General features: G+C 67.2%; 18 protein-coding genes and 1 pseudogene. 16 read left to right on the forward strand and 3 right to left on the reverse strand.

The genetic code is table 11. The features are described 5' to 3' along the window. Positions 1-46: 46 nt before the first annotated feature. A complete protein-coding gene (locus ACW175_RS01110) occupies positions 47-1,399 on the reverse strand; it encodes a hypothetical protein (RefSeq protein ID WP_492102841.1) in 1,353 nt (450 codons plus the stop codon). A gap of 154 nt (positions 1,400-1,553) precedes the next feature. Between ACW175_RS01110 and ACW175_RS01115 the strand changes: the two genes are divergently transcribed. Genes ACW175_RS01115 through ACW175_RS01140 form a run of 6 tightly spaced genes read left to right on the forward strand, consistent with a single transcriptional unit; the run spans position 1,554 to position 6,296 of the window. Further along, complete coding sequence (locus ACW175_RS01115) at positions 1,554-2,651, forward strand: MBL fold metallo-hydrolase (protein ID WP_492102842.1); 1,098 nt, start codon at positions 1,554-1,556, stop codon at positions 2,649-2,651. A 44-nt stretch (positions 2,652-2,695) separates the two neighbouring features. Next, the gene (locus tag ACW175_RS01120; RefSeq protein WP_492102843.1) at positions 2,696-3,133 is read left to right on the forward strand and encodes a MarR family winged helix-turn-helix transcriptional regulator; all 438 of its coding nucleotides are present in this window, start codon (positions 2,696-2,698) and stop codon (positions 3,131-3,133) included. Between the two features lie 4 nt (positions 3,134-3,137). Next, positions 3,138-3,908: an enoyl-CoA hydratase-related protein gene (locus ACW175_RS01125; RefSeq protein WP_492102844.1), complete on the forward strand. Its 771-nt coding sequence runs from the start codon at positions 3,138-3,140 to the stop codon at positions 3,906-3,908. Between the two features lie 35 nt (positions 3,909-3,943). After that, positions 3,944-4,915 (forward strand): SDR family NAD(P)-dependent oxidoreductase, encoded by a 972-nt coding sequence (locus ACW175_RS01130; protein ID WP_492102845.1) that lies wholly within the window; start codon positions 3,944-3,946, stop codon positions 4,913-4,915. Then, positions 4,915-5,430 carry a hypothetical protein gene (locus tag ACW175_RS01135; RefSeq protein WP_492102846.1) on the forward strand — a complete coding sequence of 172 codons (516 nt, stop codon included), beginning with the start codon at positions 4,915-4,917 and terminating at the stop codon, positions 5,428-5,430. Before ACW175_RS01130 ends, ACW175_RS01135 begins: the two co-directional genes overlap by 1 nt. Beyond that, entirely contained in the window at positions 5,427-6,296 is an 870-nt protein-coding gene (locus tag ACW175_RS01140) for an SDR family oxidoreductase (protein ID WP_492102847.1), read from the forward strand. Before ACW175_RS01135 ends, ACW175_RS01140 begins: the two co-directional genes overlap by 4 nt. On the opposite strand, the pseudogene ACW175_RS01145 reads toward ACW175_RS01140, so the two are convergent. Next, positions 6,289-6,646 (reverse strand): annotated as a pseudogene (locus tag ACW175_RS01145) (TfoX/Sxy family protein); the annotation flags it as partial. The gene ACW175_RS01140 and the pseudogene ACW175_RS01145 sit on opposite strands and share 8 nt — an antisense overlap. On the opposite strand from ACW175_RS01145, the gene ACW175_RS01150 reads away from it, so the two are divergent. Continuing rightward, positions 6,633-7,112 (forward strand): GNAT family N-acetyltransferase, encoded by a 480-nt coding sequence (locus ACW175_RS01150; protein ID WP_492102848.1) that lies wholly within the window; start codon positions 6,633-6,635, stop codon positions 7,110-7,112. The pseudogene ACW175_RS01145 and the gene ACW175_RS01150 overlap by 14 nt on opposite strands. Before the next feature lie 3 nt (positions 7,113-7,115). Here the strand turns inward: ACW175_RS01150 and ACW175_RS01155 are convergent, their stop codons facing one another. Beyond that, complete coding sequence (locus ACW175_RS01155) at positions 7,116-8,381, reverse strand: MFS transporter (RefSeq protein WP_492102849.1); 1,266 nt, start codon at positions 8,379-8,381, stop codon at positions 7,116-7,118. Between the two features lie 139 nt (positions 8,382-8,520). Here ACW175_RS01155 and ACW175_RS01160 point away from each other — a divergent pair, with 139 nt between their 5' ends. From ACW175_RS01160 to ACW175_RS01200, 9 genes are all read left to right on the forward strand, one after another. Next, positions 8,521-8,565, forward strand: a complete 45-nt coding sequence (locus tag ACW175_RS01160; RefSeq protein ID WP_199170699.1) for a hypothetical protein — start codon at positions 8,521-8,523, stop codon at positions 8,563-8,565. A 64-nt stretch (positions 8,566-8,629) separates the two neighbouring features. Further along, complete coding sequence (locus tag ACW175_RS01165; RefSeq protein WP_492102850.1) at positions 8,630-9,163, forward strand: GNAT family N-acetyltransferase; 534 nt, start codon at positions 8,630-8,632, stop codon at positions 9,161-9,163. A 50-nt stretch (positions 9,164-9,213) separates the two neighbouring features. After that, positions 9,214-9,774: a DUF1285 domain-containing protein gene (locus ACW175_RS01170; protein ID WP_492102851.1), complete on the forward strand. Its 561-nt coding sequence runs from the start codon at positions 9,214-9,216 to the stop codon at positions 9,772-9,774. Positions 9,775-9,785: 11 nt separating this feature from the next. Then, on the forward strand, positions 9,786-10,436 hold the full coding sequence (locus ACW175_RS01175; RefSeq protein WP_492104873.1) for a CoA pyrophosphatase: 651 nt from the start codon (positions 9,786-9,788) through the stop codon (positions 10,434-10,436). A 92-nt stretch (positions 10,437-10,528) separates the two neighbouring features. Further along, positions 10,529-11,782, forward strand: coding sequence for a CCA tRNA nucleotidyltransferase (locus tag ACW175_RS01180; protein ID WP_492102852.1), 1,254 nt, complete (start codon positions 10,529-10,531; stop codon positions 11,780-11,782). A gap of 9 nt (positions 11,783-11,791) precedes the next feature. After that, positions 11,792-12,496, forward strand: coding sequence for a glutamine amidotransferase-related protein (locus ACW175_RS01185; protein ID WP_492102853.1), 705 nt, complete (start codon positions 11,792-11,794; stop codon positions 12,494-12,496). A 42-nt stretch (positions 12,497-12,538) separates the two neighbouring features. Next, positions 12,539-13,189 carry an Isoquinoline 1-oxidoreductase subunit gene (locus ACW175_RS01190; RefSeq protein WP_492102854.1) on the forward strand — a complete coding sequence of 217 codons (651 nt, stop codon included), beginning with the start codon at positions 12,539-12,541 and terminating at the stop codon, positions 13,187-13,189. A gap of 173 nt (positions 13,190-13,362) precedes the next feature. Continuing rightward, positions 13,363-13,764: a DUF4279 domain-containing protein gene (locus ACW175_RS01195; protein ID WP_492102855.1), complete on the forward strand. Its 402-nt coding sequence runs from the start codon at positions 13,363-13,365 to the stop codon at positions 13,762-13,764. An 83-nt stretch (positions 13,765-13,847) separates the two neighbouring features. Further along, positions 13,848-15,284: an IS1182 family transposase gene (locus ACW175_RS01200; RefSeq protein WP_492102035.1), complete on the forward strand. Its 1,437-nt coding sequence runs from the start codon at positions 13,848-13,850 to the stop codon at positions 15,282-15,284. The last annotated feature ends 914 nt before the right edge of the window (positions 15,285-16,198 follow it).

The raw sequence follows: 16,198 nt of genomic DNA on the forward strand, positions 1-16,198 counted from the left end.
CGGATCGCTCCGGCGGGCCTAATCATTCAGAGATCAAAGGCTGGGATCAGCTCTTGGTCTTGTTGGTCGGCAGCTTGCAGCCGCCGCCGATGCCCTTGGCCTGGGCGCAGGAGAGGAACTCCTTGGCCGCCGGCTTGGCGACGCCCGTCGGATAGCCCAGCACCCAGCCCGGCAGACCGTCCGAGCAGGCGACTTCGACGAAGCCTTCGTTATCGGTCGAGCCCATGATGCGGACATCCGAAACCTTGCACGAGGCCTTGTTGAAGCCGACCAGGTCCTGGCTCAGGCGAGCGTACTGCGTATCCTTCTTGGTGAAGCTGCAGCGATAGCCGTTGAGCTCGGCCGTCAGGCAGTCGAACACCGTGCCGCCGGTGGCGGTGAACACGGCGATGCCGCCAACGTCGTTGCCCTTGCACTTCAGCTCGACGACTTCCTTCTTCGGGTCGGCGCTCGGCAGCATGCCGTACTTCTCGACGTCGCAGGGGAAGCCGGCCTTGGCCGACAGCTTGCTGTAGAAGCCGGCCTGCTCGGTCTGAGCGGCGACGGAGTCGGTCATCTTGCAGCCGCCGCCGACGAAGCCGGCCTGGGCGCAGGGGATCGACTTGACGAAGGCGCCAGTGGCCATCGTCTGCTGGTACATGTAGCCCTTGCCGTCCTGGCAGGCGACTTCGTAATAGCTGTCGGTCTTGGTGCTCAGGACGTAGCTGCGGTCCTTGATGACGCAGTTGTTGCCGGCCGCGGCGTTCAGGCCATCGACCAGCTGCAGCTGGGTCTGACGGTTGGTCAGCTTGCAGCTGACATTGCCGCCTTCTTCGTACAGCAGGCAGCTGTTGGCGACGACTTCGCCGTTCAGGCTCATCGGGTTCGACGTCTGGACGATGTAGCCCGCGCCGCCCTTACAGGCGACTTCGAAGAACGAGTTCTTGGCGCCCGAGCCGATGGCGCGGGCGTTTTCCTGCTCGCAGGTCACGCCGGCCTTCTTGACGTAGGGGGCCAGTTGAGCGCCCGGGTTGGCGTTGCCGGGCAGCAGGCAGGCGAGACCGCCGACCTTGCCGTCAGGACCCGGCTGGCTCGATTCCAGGCAGGAATAGAGCTGCGGGGCGCCTTCCTTCTTAGCGATGACCGCGAAGCCCATGCCCTCGTTACAGGCGACTTCATAGTACTTGTCACCGGCCTTCTTGTCCTCGCCCATGAAGCGGGCGTCGGAGACGGTGCAGCTGGCGCCGCTGGCCTGGATGACGGCCGGGGCGTCCTTCTTGCCGATCTCGCGCGACTTGGCGTCGATGGCGGCGGGCTTGCCCTTCTCTTCCTTTGGCGCCGAAATGACGGCGGCCGGAATGAGAATGGCGACCGCGAGGGCGGCCGACAGGCCGATCGCGAAAGGCCTCATGGGTAACATCTCCTGGGTGGATTCCTCGCGCGGACATAAGCGCGTGCTTGTATCAGGGGTCAAGATACCGTCCGACCTAGGCATGACGATGACCGGGTTTCAGGGCAAAAAATGGGTTGGATCAACGATAAGCGCCGCTTGAACGGAGCCTGGGGAGAACACGATGCGCGACGGATTTGAGGAAGAAGCGGCGCCCGAGGCGCCGGACGTCCGGAAAGCCGGGCGGCTGGTCTATCCGTTCGAAACCGCGCCGGAGGCTGGTTCGGGCGGCGCGGTCGAGGTCGCGCCGGGCGTGCTGTGGCTACGCATGCCGCTGGGCGGCTCGCTGCAGTTCATCAATGTCTGGGCCATAGCCGACGGCGAGGGCTGGGCGATCGTCGACACCGGCATCCAGACCCGCGAGACCAGCCAGGCCTGGCGCGACGCCTTCGCCGGCGCCATGGGCGGCAAGCCGGTCACCCGGGTGATCGTCACCCACCTGCACCCGGACCATATCGGCCTGGCCGGCTGGATCACCCGCAAGTTCGACTGCCGGCTGTGGATGACGCGGCTGGAATATTTCCAATGCCGGATGCTGGTCGCCGACACCGGCCGCGAGGCGCCAGAGGATGGGGTGAAGTTCTTCCACGCCGCCGGCTGGGACGAGGACGCCATCGAGAACTACAAGGCCCGCTTCGGCGGCTTCGGCAAGGCGATCTACGCCCTGCCCGACAGCTATCGCCGACTGTCCGACGGTGAGGACTTCGACATCGGCGGCAAGACCTGGCGGGTGGTGACGGGGCAGGGACACTCGCCCGACCACGCCTGCCTGTGGTGCCCCGAACTCAATGTGCTGATCTCCGGAGACCAGGTGCTGCCGCGCATCTCGTCCAACGTCTCGGTGTTCCCGACCGAGCCGGAGGCCGATCCTCTGAGCGACTGGCTGCGGTCGCTGGCCAAGGTCAAGGCGACCGTGCCGGACGACGTCATCGTCCTCCCCGCCCACAACGATCCGTTCGAAGGCCTGCACACTCGGATCGACGGCCTGATCTCCGGCCACGAGCGCGGCTTGGCGCGGCTGGAGAAGAAGCTGGCCGAGCCCAAGCGGGTGGTCGACACCTTCGGCGCCTTGTTCGCGAGGCAGATCGGGCCGGACCTGCTGGGCATGGCGACGGGCGAGGCGCTGGCGCATCTCAACTGCCTGCTCGGTCGCGGCAAGATCCGACGCGAGGTCGATGGCGAGGGCGTGGCCTGGTACGCGGCTTTTTCTAGTCCCGACTAGAAACGCTCGTTTGACATTTCGCATACGAAACATAATCTGCGGGCATGTCCGTGTCCGCTGATCGCCGTCTCATCTTCCTGCTCAACGCCGGCCATCGGCGCGTGCAGCGCTGGATCGAGGGCAAGATGGCGGCCAAGGGCGGCCTGACCGCCGCCCAGTCGGGGGTGCTGTTCTATCTGGGTGAGCAGGACGGGGCGCTGATCGGCGAGGCCGCCGACGCCCTGGACCTGGCTCCCTCGGCCATGACCGGTCTGATCGACCGTATGACCCGCGCCGAACTGGTCGAGCGCCAGGCCGATCCCAAGGACGGCCGCGCCATGCGCCTGCACCTGACCGACAAGGGCCGCGCCGCCCGCGCGGCCGCCAAGGCGGGTCTCGACGGCGTCAACGCCCACCTGACCGAAGGCTTCACGGACGAGGAGATCGGCGTCGTCGCGCGCTGGCTCGCCAGTCTGCAGACCAAATTCCCCAAGGGAGAATGATGAGATGACCGACCAGGTTAAGGTCGAGATCGACGCCGGCGTGATGACCATCACCCTGGCGCGTCCGCAAAAGAAGAACGCGCTCTCCAACGCCATGTACGGCGTGCTGGCCGACAGCCTGGAGGCGGCCGAGACCGACGCCGCTGTTCGTGTCGTGGTCATCCAGGCCGACGGCGACAGCTTCACGGCGGGCAACGACCTGCAGGACTTCGCGGCCCAGGCCACCGGCGCCTTCACCGGCGAGCGGCACGTGCTCCGCTTCCTGAAGGCCCTGGCCAACGCCACCCGGCCGCTGGTCGCGGCCGTCCAGGGCCAGGCCGTGGGCCTGGGCACGACCATGCTGCTGCACTGCGACCTCGTGTTCGTGACGCCCGACGCGCGCCTGACCACGCCGTTCGTCAACCTAGCCCTGGTGCCCGAGGCCGCCTCCAGCTGGCTGCTGCCGGCCCGCATCGGCCACGCCCGCGCCTACGCCATGTTCGCCCTGGGAGAGGCGGTCGACGGTGCGACCGCCGTGGCTTGGGGCCTCGCCAACGGCTCGGCCGAGCTAGGCGATCTGCGGGCCCGCGCCCGCGCCGCCGCCGATCAGTTGGCCAAGAAGCCGCTGGGCGCCCTGACGGTCACCAAGCGTCTGATGCGCGACGCCGAGAAGATCGCCGCGCTGATGGACACCGAGGGCGCCGAATTCGCCGCCCGCCTGCGGACGGCCGAGGCCCGCGAAGCCTTCATGGCCTTCGCCGAACGTAGGCCTGCCGATTTCTCGAAGGTGGGCTAAGCTCCACCGATAACAACACGATCTGGGAGGATCGCATGGCGGAACGGATCACCTCGCCCTTCGGGGCGAAGTCGACGGCGCGCGAGGTCGTCGCGGGACATGACCTGTCGGGCAAGGTGGCGATTGTCACCGGCGCGGCCACCGGCATCGGCGTCGAGACGGCGCGGGCCCTGGCCCTGGCGGGCGCGGAGGTGATCATCGCCGCCCGCAAGCCGGAGCTGGGCGAAGAGGTCGCCAACCAGATCAACGAAGAGGCGGGGCTGAAACGCGTCAGCTTCGGCATGCTGGACCTTTCCAGTCTCGAGGCCATTCGCCACTTCGCCCACCGCTGGGGCGATCGCCGGCTGAACATCCTGATCAACAACGCCGGCGTCATGGCGAGCCCTCTGATGCGCACCGCCGACGGCTTCGAGATGCAGTTCGGCACCAATCACCTGGGCCACTTCCTGCTGTCGGTGTTGCTGGCCCCGAACCTGGTCGACGGCGCCGCGCACTCGGGCCACCGATCGCGCCTCGTCTCGCTCTCCTCGATCGGCCACCGCCGCGCCGGGGTGAATTTCGAGGACCCGAACTACGAGCACCGCGACTACGACAAGTGGGAATCCTACGGCCAAGCCAAGACCGCCAACAGCCTGTTCGCGGTCGGCTTCGACAAGCGGTTCAAGGACCAGGGCGTCAACGCCAACGCCGTCATGCCGGGCGGCATCATGACCCCGCTGCAGCGGCACATGTCGATCGAAGAGCAACGGGCCATGGGCTGGCTGGACGAGAACGACAAGCCGCGCGAGGGCTTCAAGAGCACAGAGCAGGGCGCGGCCACCAGCGTCTGGGCCGCGGTCGGCGATGAGCTGGACGACGTCGGCGGGCTCTATCTGGAAGACTGCAATCAGGCCGTTCCGTGGAGCCAGGAGCGCCCCTGGAACGGCGTGATGCCCCATGCGCTCGACCCCGACGCGGCCGAGCGGCTGTGGGACCTGTCGGTGAAGACCGCGGGCGCCGGCGTCTGATGGACGACCGGTCCGTCCTGCGTCTGGCCGGGATCTCCACGATCGTCGGCGCGGTGATCGACGTCATCGCGCCGTTCGTCATCTATCCGCATCTGATCGAGCCGCGGCCGCACCTGGTCTATGTCGCCATCGACTTGCTGCTGACCTTCGGCATACTGGGTGTCTGGTCGGCGAGCCGGCGCACCGCGAGCCTTCTGGGCTTGGCCGGGTTTGTCATGGCGCTGCTGGGCGTGATGCTGGTGCGGACCTCGTCGGCCAAGATGTTCGGGGAGGCCTCTTACATGATCGCCTCCAGCGTCTGGTCGATCGGCATGGGGGTCTGGGCTCTCGACCTTCTGAGGGCGAAAGCCTTTCGCATCCCGGCCGGCCTGTGGATCGCCGCGCTCGTCATCGGCCTTGTCGGGGTGGCCCTGAAGGATCACGGTCCCGTCGCGCACGTGGCGAAGATGAGCTTCATGCTCGGTTTCATCGTCGCCGGCGTCGACCTGATCAAAGCGCGTGGAGAATCCGCATGAGCCAAGCCAAGAGTCTTCGGGGCAAGACCCTGTTCGTCACCGGCGCCTCGCGCGGCATCGGCCTGGCCATCGCCCTGCGGGCGGCGCGGGACGGCGCCAATATCGTCATCGCCGCCAAGACGGCCGAGGCGCATCCGAAACTGCCCGGCACCATCTACACCGCCGCCAAGGCGATCGAGGACGCCGGCGGCAAGGCCCTGCCGCTGGTCGTCGACGTGCGCGAAGAGGCCAATGTCCAGGAGGCGGTCGAGAAGGCCGTCGCCCAGTTCGGCGGCATCGACATCTGCGTCAACAACGCGTCAGCGATATCGCTGACTGGCGTGCTGTCGACCGACATGAAGCGCTACGACCTGATGCACCAGATCAATACGCGCGGCACGTTCGTCACCTCCAAGGCCTGCATCCCCTATCTGAAAAAGGCCGAGAATCCGCACGTCTTGATGCTGTCGCCGCCGCTGGACATGTCGCCGCGCTGGTTCGGCTCGCACGTGGCCTACACCATGGCCAAGTTCGGCATGTCGATGTGCGTTCTGGGCATGGCCGAGGAGTTCAAGAGCGAGGGCATCGCCTTCAACGCCCTGTGGCCGCGCACCGGCATCGCCACCGCCGCCATCCAGTTCGCCCTGGCCGGCGACGAGGGGCTCAAGCACTGTCGGACGGTCGAGATCATGGCCGACGCCGCCCACGCGATCTTCACCAAGCCGTCGCGGGAGTTCTCGGGGAATTTCCTGATCGACGACACCTTCCTTTATGGCGAGGGCGTCCGCGACTTCGACCAGTACAAGGTCGATCCGGCCGCGACCCTGATGCCGGATTTCTTCGTGCCGGAGAGCAGCGAACCGCCGCCGGGGGTGAAGATCGGCTAGCGTTTTTTCTTGGAGGTCGCTGCTTTCGCCGCGACCGCCAGCGACTTGCGCGACCACGCCAGCAGGATGTCCTGGTCGTCCAGCGCCTCGGCCGGCGCCGCCCAATAGGCCATCGGCTTGCCCTCGCCGAACGGGTCGAAGGCGTGGGAGCCGGCGGCTTCGAACTCGACCTTCAGCGCATCGTCGCCCTTGAGGTAGAGGGTGTCGTCATCGATCAGGGCGAAGAACAGGCCGTTCGCATAGACGCCGACTCCGCCGAACATGCGGCGCGCGGTGATCTGGCCCAGTGGGGCCAGTTGCTCCAGAACGAAGTCCCTATAGGCCGCCGAGACCGCCATGCCCGTATCCATCCGTGCCGCCACACCCGCCGACGCGGGCCTGATCCACCAGTTCATCCTCGATCTGGCCGACTATGAGAAGCTGCTGGATACGGTCCAGGCCTGCGAAAGCGACACGGCCGCCGCCCTGTTCGGCGACAACCCGCGCGTCTTCGCCGACATCGCCGAGATCGACGGCCAGCCGGTCGGCTTCGCCCTGTGGTTCTATAACTACTCGACCTTCGTCGGTCGGCACGGGATCTATCTGGAGGATCTGTTCGTACGGCCTTCCGCGCGCGGCTCGGGCGCGGGCAAGGCGCTGCTGGCCAACCTCGCCAAGCGCTGCGTCGACGAGGGGCTGGGCCGCCTGGAGTGGACGGTCCTCGACTGGAACGCCCCCTCGATCGCCTTCTATGACAGCCTCGGCGCGGCCGCGATGGACGAGTGGATCATCCGCCGCCTGACCGGCGACGGGATCAGAAGGCTGGCGGGGCTTTAGGTTCTATTCCAGCCGGTCGGCCTTGCGCAGGTCGGGGAACAGGAAGGCCCACAGGGCGGTGACCGCCATGGCTCCGACGCCGCCGAACACCGCCGCCCCGATCGGACCGAGCAGCCAGGCCATGGCCCCGCTCTCGACCTCGCCCAGTTCGTTGGAGGCGCTGATGAACACGCCCGACACGGCGGCGACCCGGCCGCGCATGGCGTCCGGGGTGACGATCTGCACCAGGGTCTGGCGGACATAGACCGACAGCATGTCGGCCCCGCCCAGCACGGCCAGGGCCCCAACCGACAGCCATTCCAGCTTGGAAAGGCCGAACACCGCCGTCGCCAAGCCGAACACGGCCACCCCCGCGAACATGATCTTGCCGGCGTTGCGGCGGATCGGATTGCTGGCCAGGTAAATGCCGACCAAGGACGCGCCGATGGCCGGCGCGGCGCGCAGCAGGCCGAAGCCGCCGGGGCCGATATGCAGTACGTCCTTGGCGAACACCGGCAGCAAGGCCGTGGCTCCGCCCAGGATCACCGCGAACAGATCGAGCGAGATCGAGCCGAAGACGATCTTGTTGTTCCAGACGTAGGACAGGCCTTCCTTGATCAGCTCCACGCGCGAGCCGGGCTGGGTTTCCGGCTTGGTGTTCTTGCGGATCGCCAGGGCCAGCAGGGCGGCGACTAGGTAGAGGACCAGCGAGGTCCCGAAGGCCAGTGCCGGCGAGTGGATCAGCAGCAGGCCGCCCAGGGCCGGGCCGAGGATGGAGCCGCCCTGCCAGGACAGCGAGTTCCAGGCGATGGCGCGCGGCAGTAGCGGGCGCGGCACCAGCATCGGTCCCATGGCGCTGCTGGCGGGCGACAGGAAAGCGCGGCTGGCCCCGAACATCACCGAGACGGCGAAGATCGGCCACAGCGCGTGCGAGCCCATCAGCGCCAGGACCAGCAGCACGCTGGCGCTGATCGCGTCGAGGCACAGGGTGGTGGCGACGATCAGCTTGCGGGTCCGGCGGTCGGCGTTCTCGCCGGCCACCAGGGTCAGCAGGAACAGCGGCACGAACTGCGCCAGGCCGATCATGCTGACCATGAAGGCCGACTCCCCGACCGAATGGGTCAGGCGGGCGATGGCGTAGACCTGCCAGCCCAGGGCTACCGACTGGATCTGCACCCCCAGGGTGGAGACGAAACGCGCCACCCAGAATAGGAGGAAGTCACGCTCCCGCAACAGGGCGCGGGTAGAGGTGTCGGGAGCGGGCGGCGCGGAGGAGACGGGGTCGGACATCGGCCCGCAACATAGGCCGCGCTTCGCGCACCGCAACGTTATTGACCTGAGAAAGGCTTGGCCCTACAGCGCGCGCATCTTTTGAGGCCACGGAGCGTGATCAAGTCACGCTCCGAATCCTTGGTAAGGAACTTTGGCGATGCCCCGCCTGCGACGAATGACGCGCGAACGCGCCACGATCTGACGCCCTCCCGGTCGCGCCTTCGCGTCGGGAGCCCCCGACGCCCTTTCGCATTTCCCGAAGGCCGATGACCTCCGCTCATAAGACCATCCCCCCCACGCTCGCCTGTCCGCCGCTGGTCCATGAGACCCCGGCGATGGAGGCGGCCGTCACCCACCTGATCGACCGGGTGTTCGGCCCTGGCCGTTTCGCCAAGTCGTCCGAGCGCCTGCGCGAGGGCAACACCCTGCTGCCCGGCTGCTCGTTCGTCGCCCTGCGCGACGGCCAGCCGGTCGGCTGCTGCCGCATGTGGCCGGTGACGATCGGCGGCGAGCCGGTCGCTTTCCTGGGGCCGTTGGCGGTTGATCCCGACGAGCGCAGCGCCGGCCTGGGCCAGGCCCTGGTCGAGAGCGCCGTCGAAGCCGCTCGCGCCGCCGGCTGGCGCGCGGTGCTGCTGGTCGGCGATGGTCCCTATTTCGGCCGGGTCGGCTTCACCAACGCCCACACGGCCGGCGTCGTCATGCCTGGCCCGGTGGATCAGCGTCGCGTGCTGCTGCTGCCGCTGAAGGCCGCTGGCGACGAAGGCCTCGCCGGTCTGGTCGCGATCGATCCTCGAGGTTGAGTGGCCGCTTCGGCTTGAGCCGGGAGGCCATACGGCCTAACTGATCGGTGATGACCGATGCTCCGAAGCCAGGCTTGGAAGGCGTCGCCCTGGCCGCGAAAGCGGCGGGCGCTCGCGGCCTGCCGCCGGTGCACCTGTGGCATCCCGAGCACTGCGGCGAGATCGACATTCGCATCCGCAAGGACGGGGTCTGGTTTCATGAGGGCACGCCGATCGGCCGCGAGGCCCTGGTGCGGTTGTTCTCGACCGTGCTGCGGCTCGATCCGGACGGCTATCACCTGGTCACGCCCGTCGAGAAGATGAGGATCACGGTCGAGGACGCGCCGTTCATCGCCACGCGGGTCGATCGTGAGGGCGAGGCGCTGGTCTTCCAGACCAATGTCGGCGACACGGTCGAGGCGGGGCCGGACAATGCGATCCGCGTCGAGATCGATCCGGAGACCGGCGAGCCGCGCCCCTACGTCCACGTCCGGCGCGGCCTGGAGGCGCTGATCGCCCGGCCGGTGTTCTACGAGCTGGCCGAGATGGCGCGCGAGCGGGACGGCGTCTGGGGCGTCAACTCGAACGGCGCGTTCTTCCCGATCGCGCCGCCGGGAGCCGTCCCGGCATGACGCACCCCGACATGACGCGGGAAGAGCGCCGCGCCTGGATCACCGCCCGCCTGCATCCGATCTCGGACTACGATCCCAGCCTCGCCAATCCGAAGAAGTCCGACTACGACCTCAATCCGGGCTTGAGGGCCGACAACCCGCACGCCCTGCGTCCGGCCGCGGTGCTGGTGGGACTGATTGAACACGAGGACGGACTGACGGTCCTGCTGACCCGCCGTTCCGACACCCTGCGCAGCCACACCGGTCAGATCGCCTTCCCCGGAGGACGCTGCGATCCGGGCGAGACGCCTTGGCAGACGGCCCTGCGCGAGGCGCGGGAAGAGGTGAACCTCGATCCGGCGCTGGTGACGGTGGTCGGCCTGCTGCACGGCTACCAGACGGTGACCGGCTTTCATGTGACGCCGGTGGTCGGCTTCATCGATCCGAAGGCGACCTTCGTGGCCAGCCCCGAGGAAGTGGCCGACGTCTTCGAGACGCCGTTCGCCTTCCTGATGGATCCGGTCAACCATCAGCGCCAGTCGCGTGAGGCGCCGGACGGGGCGCGACGTCATTTCTATGCGATGCCCTGGAACGATCGGTTCATCTGGGGGGCGACGGCCGGCATGCTGCGGTCGCTGTACGAGGCGCTTTACGACGAAAGCGAACGGACACCCTCCGAATAGGGTGTATCGCATCTGGTGAAGCCGGGGTCTCCTGGCCTAACAATGTCGCCCCGTTTCAAGGGGCCAAGACGCGTACTTGTGGGAGTTCGGCGTTGAGCAGTGAATCGATCGGCGTTCAGCCGTGGATGGCGCTATCCGAGACAAAGGCGGTCTTCGCGGCCCTGGAGGCGCGCGGGTATCCCGGCTGCGCCCGCTTCGTCGGCGGCTGCGTGCGCAACGCCGTGATGGGCAAGGCCATCGATGACATCGACATCGCCACCACCCTGACGCCGGACCTGATCATCGACGCCCTGGAACAGGCGGGCCTGCGCGCCATCCCGACCGGCGTCGACCACGGCACCATCACCGCCCTTTCGGGTGGCCGGCCCTATGAGATCACCACCCTGCGCAAGGACGTCTCGACCGACGGCCGCCGGGCGGTGGTGGCCTTCACCCAGGACTGGGGCCAGGACGCCGAGCGCCGCGATTTCCGCTTCAACGCCCTCTACGCCGATCTCGAAGGCCGGGTCTATGACCCGACCGGCGAGGGGATCAAGGACGCCCACGAGGGCCGCGTGGTGTTCGTCGGCGACCCGATGACCCGCATCCGCGAGGACTATCTGCGCATCCTGCGCTTCTTCCGGTTCCAGGCCTGGTACGGCAAGGGCGACGCCGACCAGAAGGCCCTGGCCGCCTGCAAGGCGCTGAAGGGCATGGTCTCGGGCCGCGCCGCCGAGCGCACCCAGAAGGAACTGATGAAGATGCTGGCCGCGGAGGATCCGCGCCCGGCTTTGCGCCTGATGGCGGCGACCAGCGTGCTGTCCTCGATCCTGCCGCAGGTGAAGTCCCTGGCCCGCTTCGAGGCCCTGGTCGCCATCGAGACCGAGCAATTGTTCGAGAACGACCCCGACCTGCGCCTGGCGGCCCTGATTCCGGACGACCCCAAGCAGGCCGCCGACCTGGCCGAGCGCCTGCGCCTGCCCAACAATGTCCGCGACCGGATCGTCGACGCCGTCGGCAAGAGCCCCCGTATTGTTTCGTGGATGAGCCCGCGCGAGGCGCGCCGCGCCGTCTATGGCCTGGGCGTCCGGGCGTTCAGCGACCGGATCAAGCTGGCCTGGGCCGGTTCAGGCCGCGACTCGACGGCGCCACAATGGCGGGCCCTGCTGGCCCTGGCCGAGACCTGGAGCCCGCCGGCCTTCCCGCTGTCGGGCGACGAGATCATGCAGGCCGGGGTGCCCAAGGGCCCGATGGTCGGCGAGGTGATGCGCGAGATCGAGATCTGGTGGATCGACCAGGACTTCATCGAGGACAAGTTCAGCGCCATCGAGCGGCTGAAGGCCGTCGCGCAGGGCATGGTTTACTAGGAGGGTGTCTTGAAGATCGGCCTGCTCGAGACCGGCAATCCGCCCGGCGACCTCGCGGAGACCCACGGCAGCTATTCGGCGATGTTCGAGGCGCTGCTGGGGCCCGAGCACAGCTACCGCGTCTACGATGTCCAGAAGGGCGAACTGCCCGAGAATCCGGCCGAGAACGACGCCTATGTCATCACCGGCTCGGCGGCCGGGGTCTATGATCCGCTGCCCTGGATCGAGCCGCTGAAGGCGTTTCTGCGCGAGGCCAAGGGCGAGCAGCCGCTGGTCGGGGTGTGCTTCGGCCATCAGATCATGGCCGAGGCGTTCGGCGGCAAGGCCGAGAAGTCCGACAGGGGCTGGGGCGTGGGGCTCCAGGCCTATGAGGTCTCCGATCGCGAAGCCTGGATGGATGACGCGCCACACGTCGCCGTGCCCGGCTCGCATCAGGACCAGGTGACCGCCCTGCCGCCTGGCGCGCGAGTGCTGGCCGGCAGCGCGTTCACGCCCTACGGCATTCTGGCCTATGACGACGCCAAGGCGATCTCGATGCAGTTCCACCCCGAGTTCTCGCCGGCCTACGCCAAGGCGCTGATCGAGGCGCGGCGCGGCACACGGTTCACCGACGAGCAGGCCGACGCGGCGATCGCCAGTCTGTCGGCCGACAATGACGCCTTGCGAATGGCCCAATGGATCGGGCAATTCCTGAAGCAGGAAACCCAAGGCTAAGCTGGCGCGTTGGTCCGTCGGTGAAATCCGAGAGGTCCGTCCATGCGTATCGCTACCGTCGTGATCCTGGCCGGAACCCTGGCCGCCGCCGGCGCGGTCGTCGCCAGCGTCCAGGCCGCGCCTGAAACTCAGGCGGCCAAGCCGACGCCCGTTGACCTGAAGACCGCCGCCAGCTTCCAGTCGATCAAGGACCCGGCCGCGCGGTCGGTCGCCTTGTTCCAGGAAGCCGGCAAGGTGATCCAGAGCCCGCGCTGCCTGAACTGCCACCCGGTCCAGCGCGCCCCGACCCAGGGCGACGACCTGCATCCGCATAACCCTCCGATGGTCGCGGGCGACAGCGGCCATGGCCCGACCGGCATGCCGTGCTTCTCGTGCCATATGCAGGCCAACGTCCCAACCTGGGGCGCGGACATCAAGAGCATTCCCGGCGATCCGAAATGGGCCCTGGCCCCGGCCGAGATGGCCTGGCAGGGCAAGTCGCTGGGCCAGATCTGCGCCCAGATCAAGAATCCCTCGACCAACGGCGGCAAGTCGATGGCCGAGCTGCACCACCACATGGCCGAGGATCACCTGGTCGGCTGGGCCTGGAACCCCGGCGCGGGCCGCGTCCCGGCCCCCGGCACGCAGACCCAGTTCGGCGAGCTGATCAAGGCGTGGATCGACACCGGGGCGAAATGTCCTAAGCCCGCGTAGAAGCGCCTTGGGCAAAGCGGTTGCTTGGATTGTCCGCGATGGGGGGAGCGGAAATCAGGCCGCCGCCCGAAACCGGACATTGGACCTTTGGCCCGCAAGCGGACATCGCGAAAGTCAGAGAGGGGTGGATGTCGGACTTTCGTATCTCGGCGTGAAGTGACAAGTATGGCGCCATGCTCGCCCTAACGATTGCCCGCTTCGATGCTCATCCTGACGCGGTCACCGAAATCCTTGATCTTGCGCCGACATCAGTCGCAATGCGTGGTGAGCCCCGGCCAAGTGGGCGGCTACATGATTTCAACATGTGGCGGCTGGAACTGAATGCCGCTCCGCTCGTCGATGGCCGCGAGCACGCAAACGCCATCGCCAAGCTGATCGGTCAACTCAAAGGGCGCGAACACCTCTTCGTCGAGCTGGCCAAGACGATCAGGCCCGCAAGTATCTCGATCTACGGGGGCTTCTATGTCTCTGACGAACAGCAGGGCGTTTGGCTCGACTCTGACCAAATGGCTGTCCTCGCGGGATGCGGCATCGGCTGGGGCCTTGATCTATTCGAGGCAACAATGCTGAGCTGAACGTCCGACTAGGGTCGAGGCTGTGTGAAAACCCCGCAAATCAGCTAGAATCCTGACATCAGACGAGCTGTCAGGAGGTGGAGTTGAGCCGCTTCGTTGAGGGTTGCGACCGCCTGCAGCCAACGCTGCTTCCCGAATGTCTGGACGACTACGTGGCCGAGGAGAACCCGGTGCGTGTGGTCGATGTCTTCGTCGACGAGCTGGATCTGGCGTCGCTGGGCTTCGAAGTGATGCCGGCGGCGACGGGACGTCCGGCCTATCACCCGGCCATGCTGCTGAAGCTCTACGTCTACGGCTACCTGAACAAGGTGCAGTCCAGCCGCCGGCTGGAACGCGAGGCGCGGCGCAATGTCGAGCTGATGTGGCTGACGGGCCGGCTGGCGCCCGACCACAAGACCATCGCCGACTTCAGGAAGGACAACGGCCCAGCGATCCAGGCGGCCTGCGCCCAGTTCGTGGTGCTGTGCCGCCAGATTGGTCTGTTCGGCGCGGCCCTGGTGGCCATCGACGGCAGCAAGTTCAAGGCGGTCAACACCCGCGATAAGAACTTCACGACCAACAAGCTCAAGAAGCGCCTGGAGCAAGTGGCCGAGCACATCGCCGGCTATCTGCGCGACCTGGACACCGCTGATCGTCAGGAGGGCGAGGCCGCCGAGACGCGATCGGAACGCCTGAAGGAGAAGGTCGAGCGGCTGCGCGAGCAGATGCGCTGGCTCCAGTCGATGGAAGCCAAGGTCTCGGCCTCGCCGGATGGCCAGGTCTCGCTGACCGATCCCGATGCCCGTTCGATGGCCACCACGGGACGCGGCAGCGGAATGGTCGGCTACAACGTCCAGTCCGTCGTAGACGCTGAGCATCACCTGATCGTCGCCCACGACGTGGTCATGACCGGTAGTGATCGCCAGCAACTCTCGGCCATGGCCGCCCAGGCCAAGGACGCCCTGGGTGTCGACGAACTGGAGGTGCTGGCCGACCGCGGCTACTTCTCGGGCGAGGAGATCCTGGCCTGCGAGGCTTTGGGCGTCACGCCCTATGTGCCCAGGCCCCTGACCTCCGGGGCCAAGGCCAATGGCCGGTTCGGCAAGCAAGACTTCGTCTATCTGCCTGACCAGGACGTCTACCGTTGCCCCTCGGGCGCGCTGCTGCCGCGCCACATGACCAATGTCGAGAACGGCATGACGCTGCACCGGTACTGGGATCACTTCAGTTGCCAGAGCTGCGCGCTCAAGCCCCAGTGCACGCCGAGCATCACCCGACGGGTGACCCGCTGGGAGCACGAGGCGGTCATCGACGCCATGCAAAGGCGGATGGACCTGACGCCCGGCGCCATGCGCCAGCGAAGGCGGACCGTCGAGCACCCCTTCGGCACGATCAAGGCCTGGATGGGATCCACACACTTCCTGATGAAGCGCCTTCCCAATGTGAAGACCGAGATCGGCCTCCACGTTCTGGCCTATAACCTCAAGCGGGTGATCGCCATCCTGGGCGTGGCGCCGCTCATGGAGGCGATCCAGGCCTGACGCCGGCCTCGCCGCGCGCTCGCCCCGTCTGGCCATGCTGCGGCCGTCAGCGGGTTTTTACACAGCCTCGGTCGGAAGCCGACCTTGGTCGGGGCGAGCCTTTCATCTCTTGGAGGCTGCAGCGTGCAGGGCTGTCCAGGTTAGTCAAGGACGGCTTCGCCGCCGCGCGCGGCCGCTCGGAGAGCGGTCCTTGAGTGACCTGGACAGCCCTGCGATCGTCTCGCCGTGAGATGTGAGGGGCGCGCTCTTCCGGGGCGGAAGGCGGCTTGGACGGGAAGAGGCCGCGCACACCGAAACCCTCTCTCTTTGAGAGAGGGCGGGGCCCGCCGCGTAGCGGTGGGAGGGTGAGAGGTTTCACGGGTGGCCGTTGACGCCCAGGCCGTTCCGACGCGCGTTTCGTCACTGCCTTGTCCGGAGAGGGTGTAACCTCTCACCCTCCCACGCCGCAGGCGTGGGCCCCGCCCTCTCTCAAAGAGAGAGGGGATTGAGCGCGCTCTATCCCCGGCGTTCGCGACACAGACCCCCACGAAATCAACCGCTTCCCACTTTTTCGCACCCCTGCATCATCGGCGTTCAGCACCGCCGCATACTCAGAGCTGTCCCCGTCGCGGGGGAGGGCGTTTGGATCCGGCCCAAAACGGCGGCGGGGGTAGGTTGAGCGGGGCCGCTGGCGGTTCCCAGAGATTCGAAAGTCGCCCCCTCCGTACTCTTTAGGCGGATCGGTTGGCGAACGGGCAGTCTCCGGGGTTCAAGCCATCAGCGGAGCGACAGGGCGGTGATCGTACAAGCCGCCTATCGTGGATCGTCGGGGTCGAGACGGATGTAGCCGATCGACTTGATCCGCGCCCGTCCGGGGGCAAATGGGGTCCCGAGCTGAAATACGCTCACGCCCCCCATCCTCACGGGCAAGAACA

The sequence above is a fragment of the Caulobacter sp. FV1ye6ST genome (genome assembly GCF_058681225.1).

Bases quoted from the DNA above. Each gene is read 5' to 3' on its own strand.
- ACW175_RS01110 (WP_492102841.1), bottom strand. From the start codon at position 1,399: ATGTTACCCATGAGGCCTTTCGCGATCGGCCTGTCGGCCGCCCTCGCG.
- ACW175_RS01115 (WP_492102842.1), top strand. From the start codon at position 1,554: ATGCGCGACGGATTTGAGGAAGAAGCGGCGCCCGAGGCGCCGGACGTC.
- ACW175_RS01120 (WP_492102843.1), top strand. From the start codon at position 2,696: ATGTCCGTGTCCGCTGATCGCCGTCTCATCTTCCTGCTCAACGCCGGC.
- ACW175_RS01125 (WP_492102844.1), top strand. From the start codon at position 3,138: ATGACCGACCAGGTTAAGGTCGAGATCGACGCCGGCGTGATGACCATC.
- ACW175_RS01130 (WP_492102845.1), top strand. From the start codon at position 3,944: ATGGCGGAACGGATCACCTCGCCCTTCGGGGCGAAGTCGACGGCGCGC.
- ACW175_RS01135 (WP_492102846.1), top strand. From the start codon at position 4,915: ATGGACGACCGGTCCGTCCTGCGTCTGGCCGGGATCTCCACGATCGTC.
- ACW175_RS01140 (WP_492102847.1), top strand. From the start codon at position 5,427: ATGAGCCAAGCCAAGAGTCTTCGGGGCAAGACCCTGTTCGTCACCGGC.
- ACW175_RS01150 (WP_492102848.1), top strand. From the start codon at position 6,633: ATGCCCGTATCCATCCGTGCCGCCACACCCGCCGACGCGGGCCTGATC.
- ACW175_RS01155 (WP_492102849.1), bottom strand. From the start codon at position 8,381: ATGTCCGACCCCGTCTCCTCCGCGCCGCCCGCTCCCGACACCTCTACC.
- ACW175_RS01165 (WP_492102850.1), top strand. From the start codon at position 8,630: ATGACCTCCGCTCATAAGACCATCCCCCCCACGCTCGCCTGTCCGCCG.
- ACW175_RS01170 (WP_492102851.1), top strand. From the start codon at position 9,214: ATGACCGATGCTCCGAAGCCAGGCTTGGAAGGCGTCGCCCTGGCCGCG.
- ACW175_RS01175 (WP_492104873.1), top strand. From the start codon at position 9,786: ATGACGCGGGAAGAGCGCCGCGCCTGGATCACCGCCCGCCTGCATCCG.
- ACW175_RS01190 (WP_492102854.1), top strand. From the start codon at position 12,539: ATGCGTATCGCTACCGTCGTGATCCTGGCCGGAACCCTGGCCGCCGCC.
- ACW175_RS01195 (WP_492102855.1), top strand. From the start codon at position 13,363: ATGCTCGCCCTAACGATTGCCCGCTTCGATGCTCATCCTGACGCGGTC.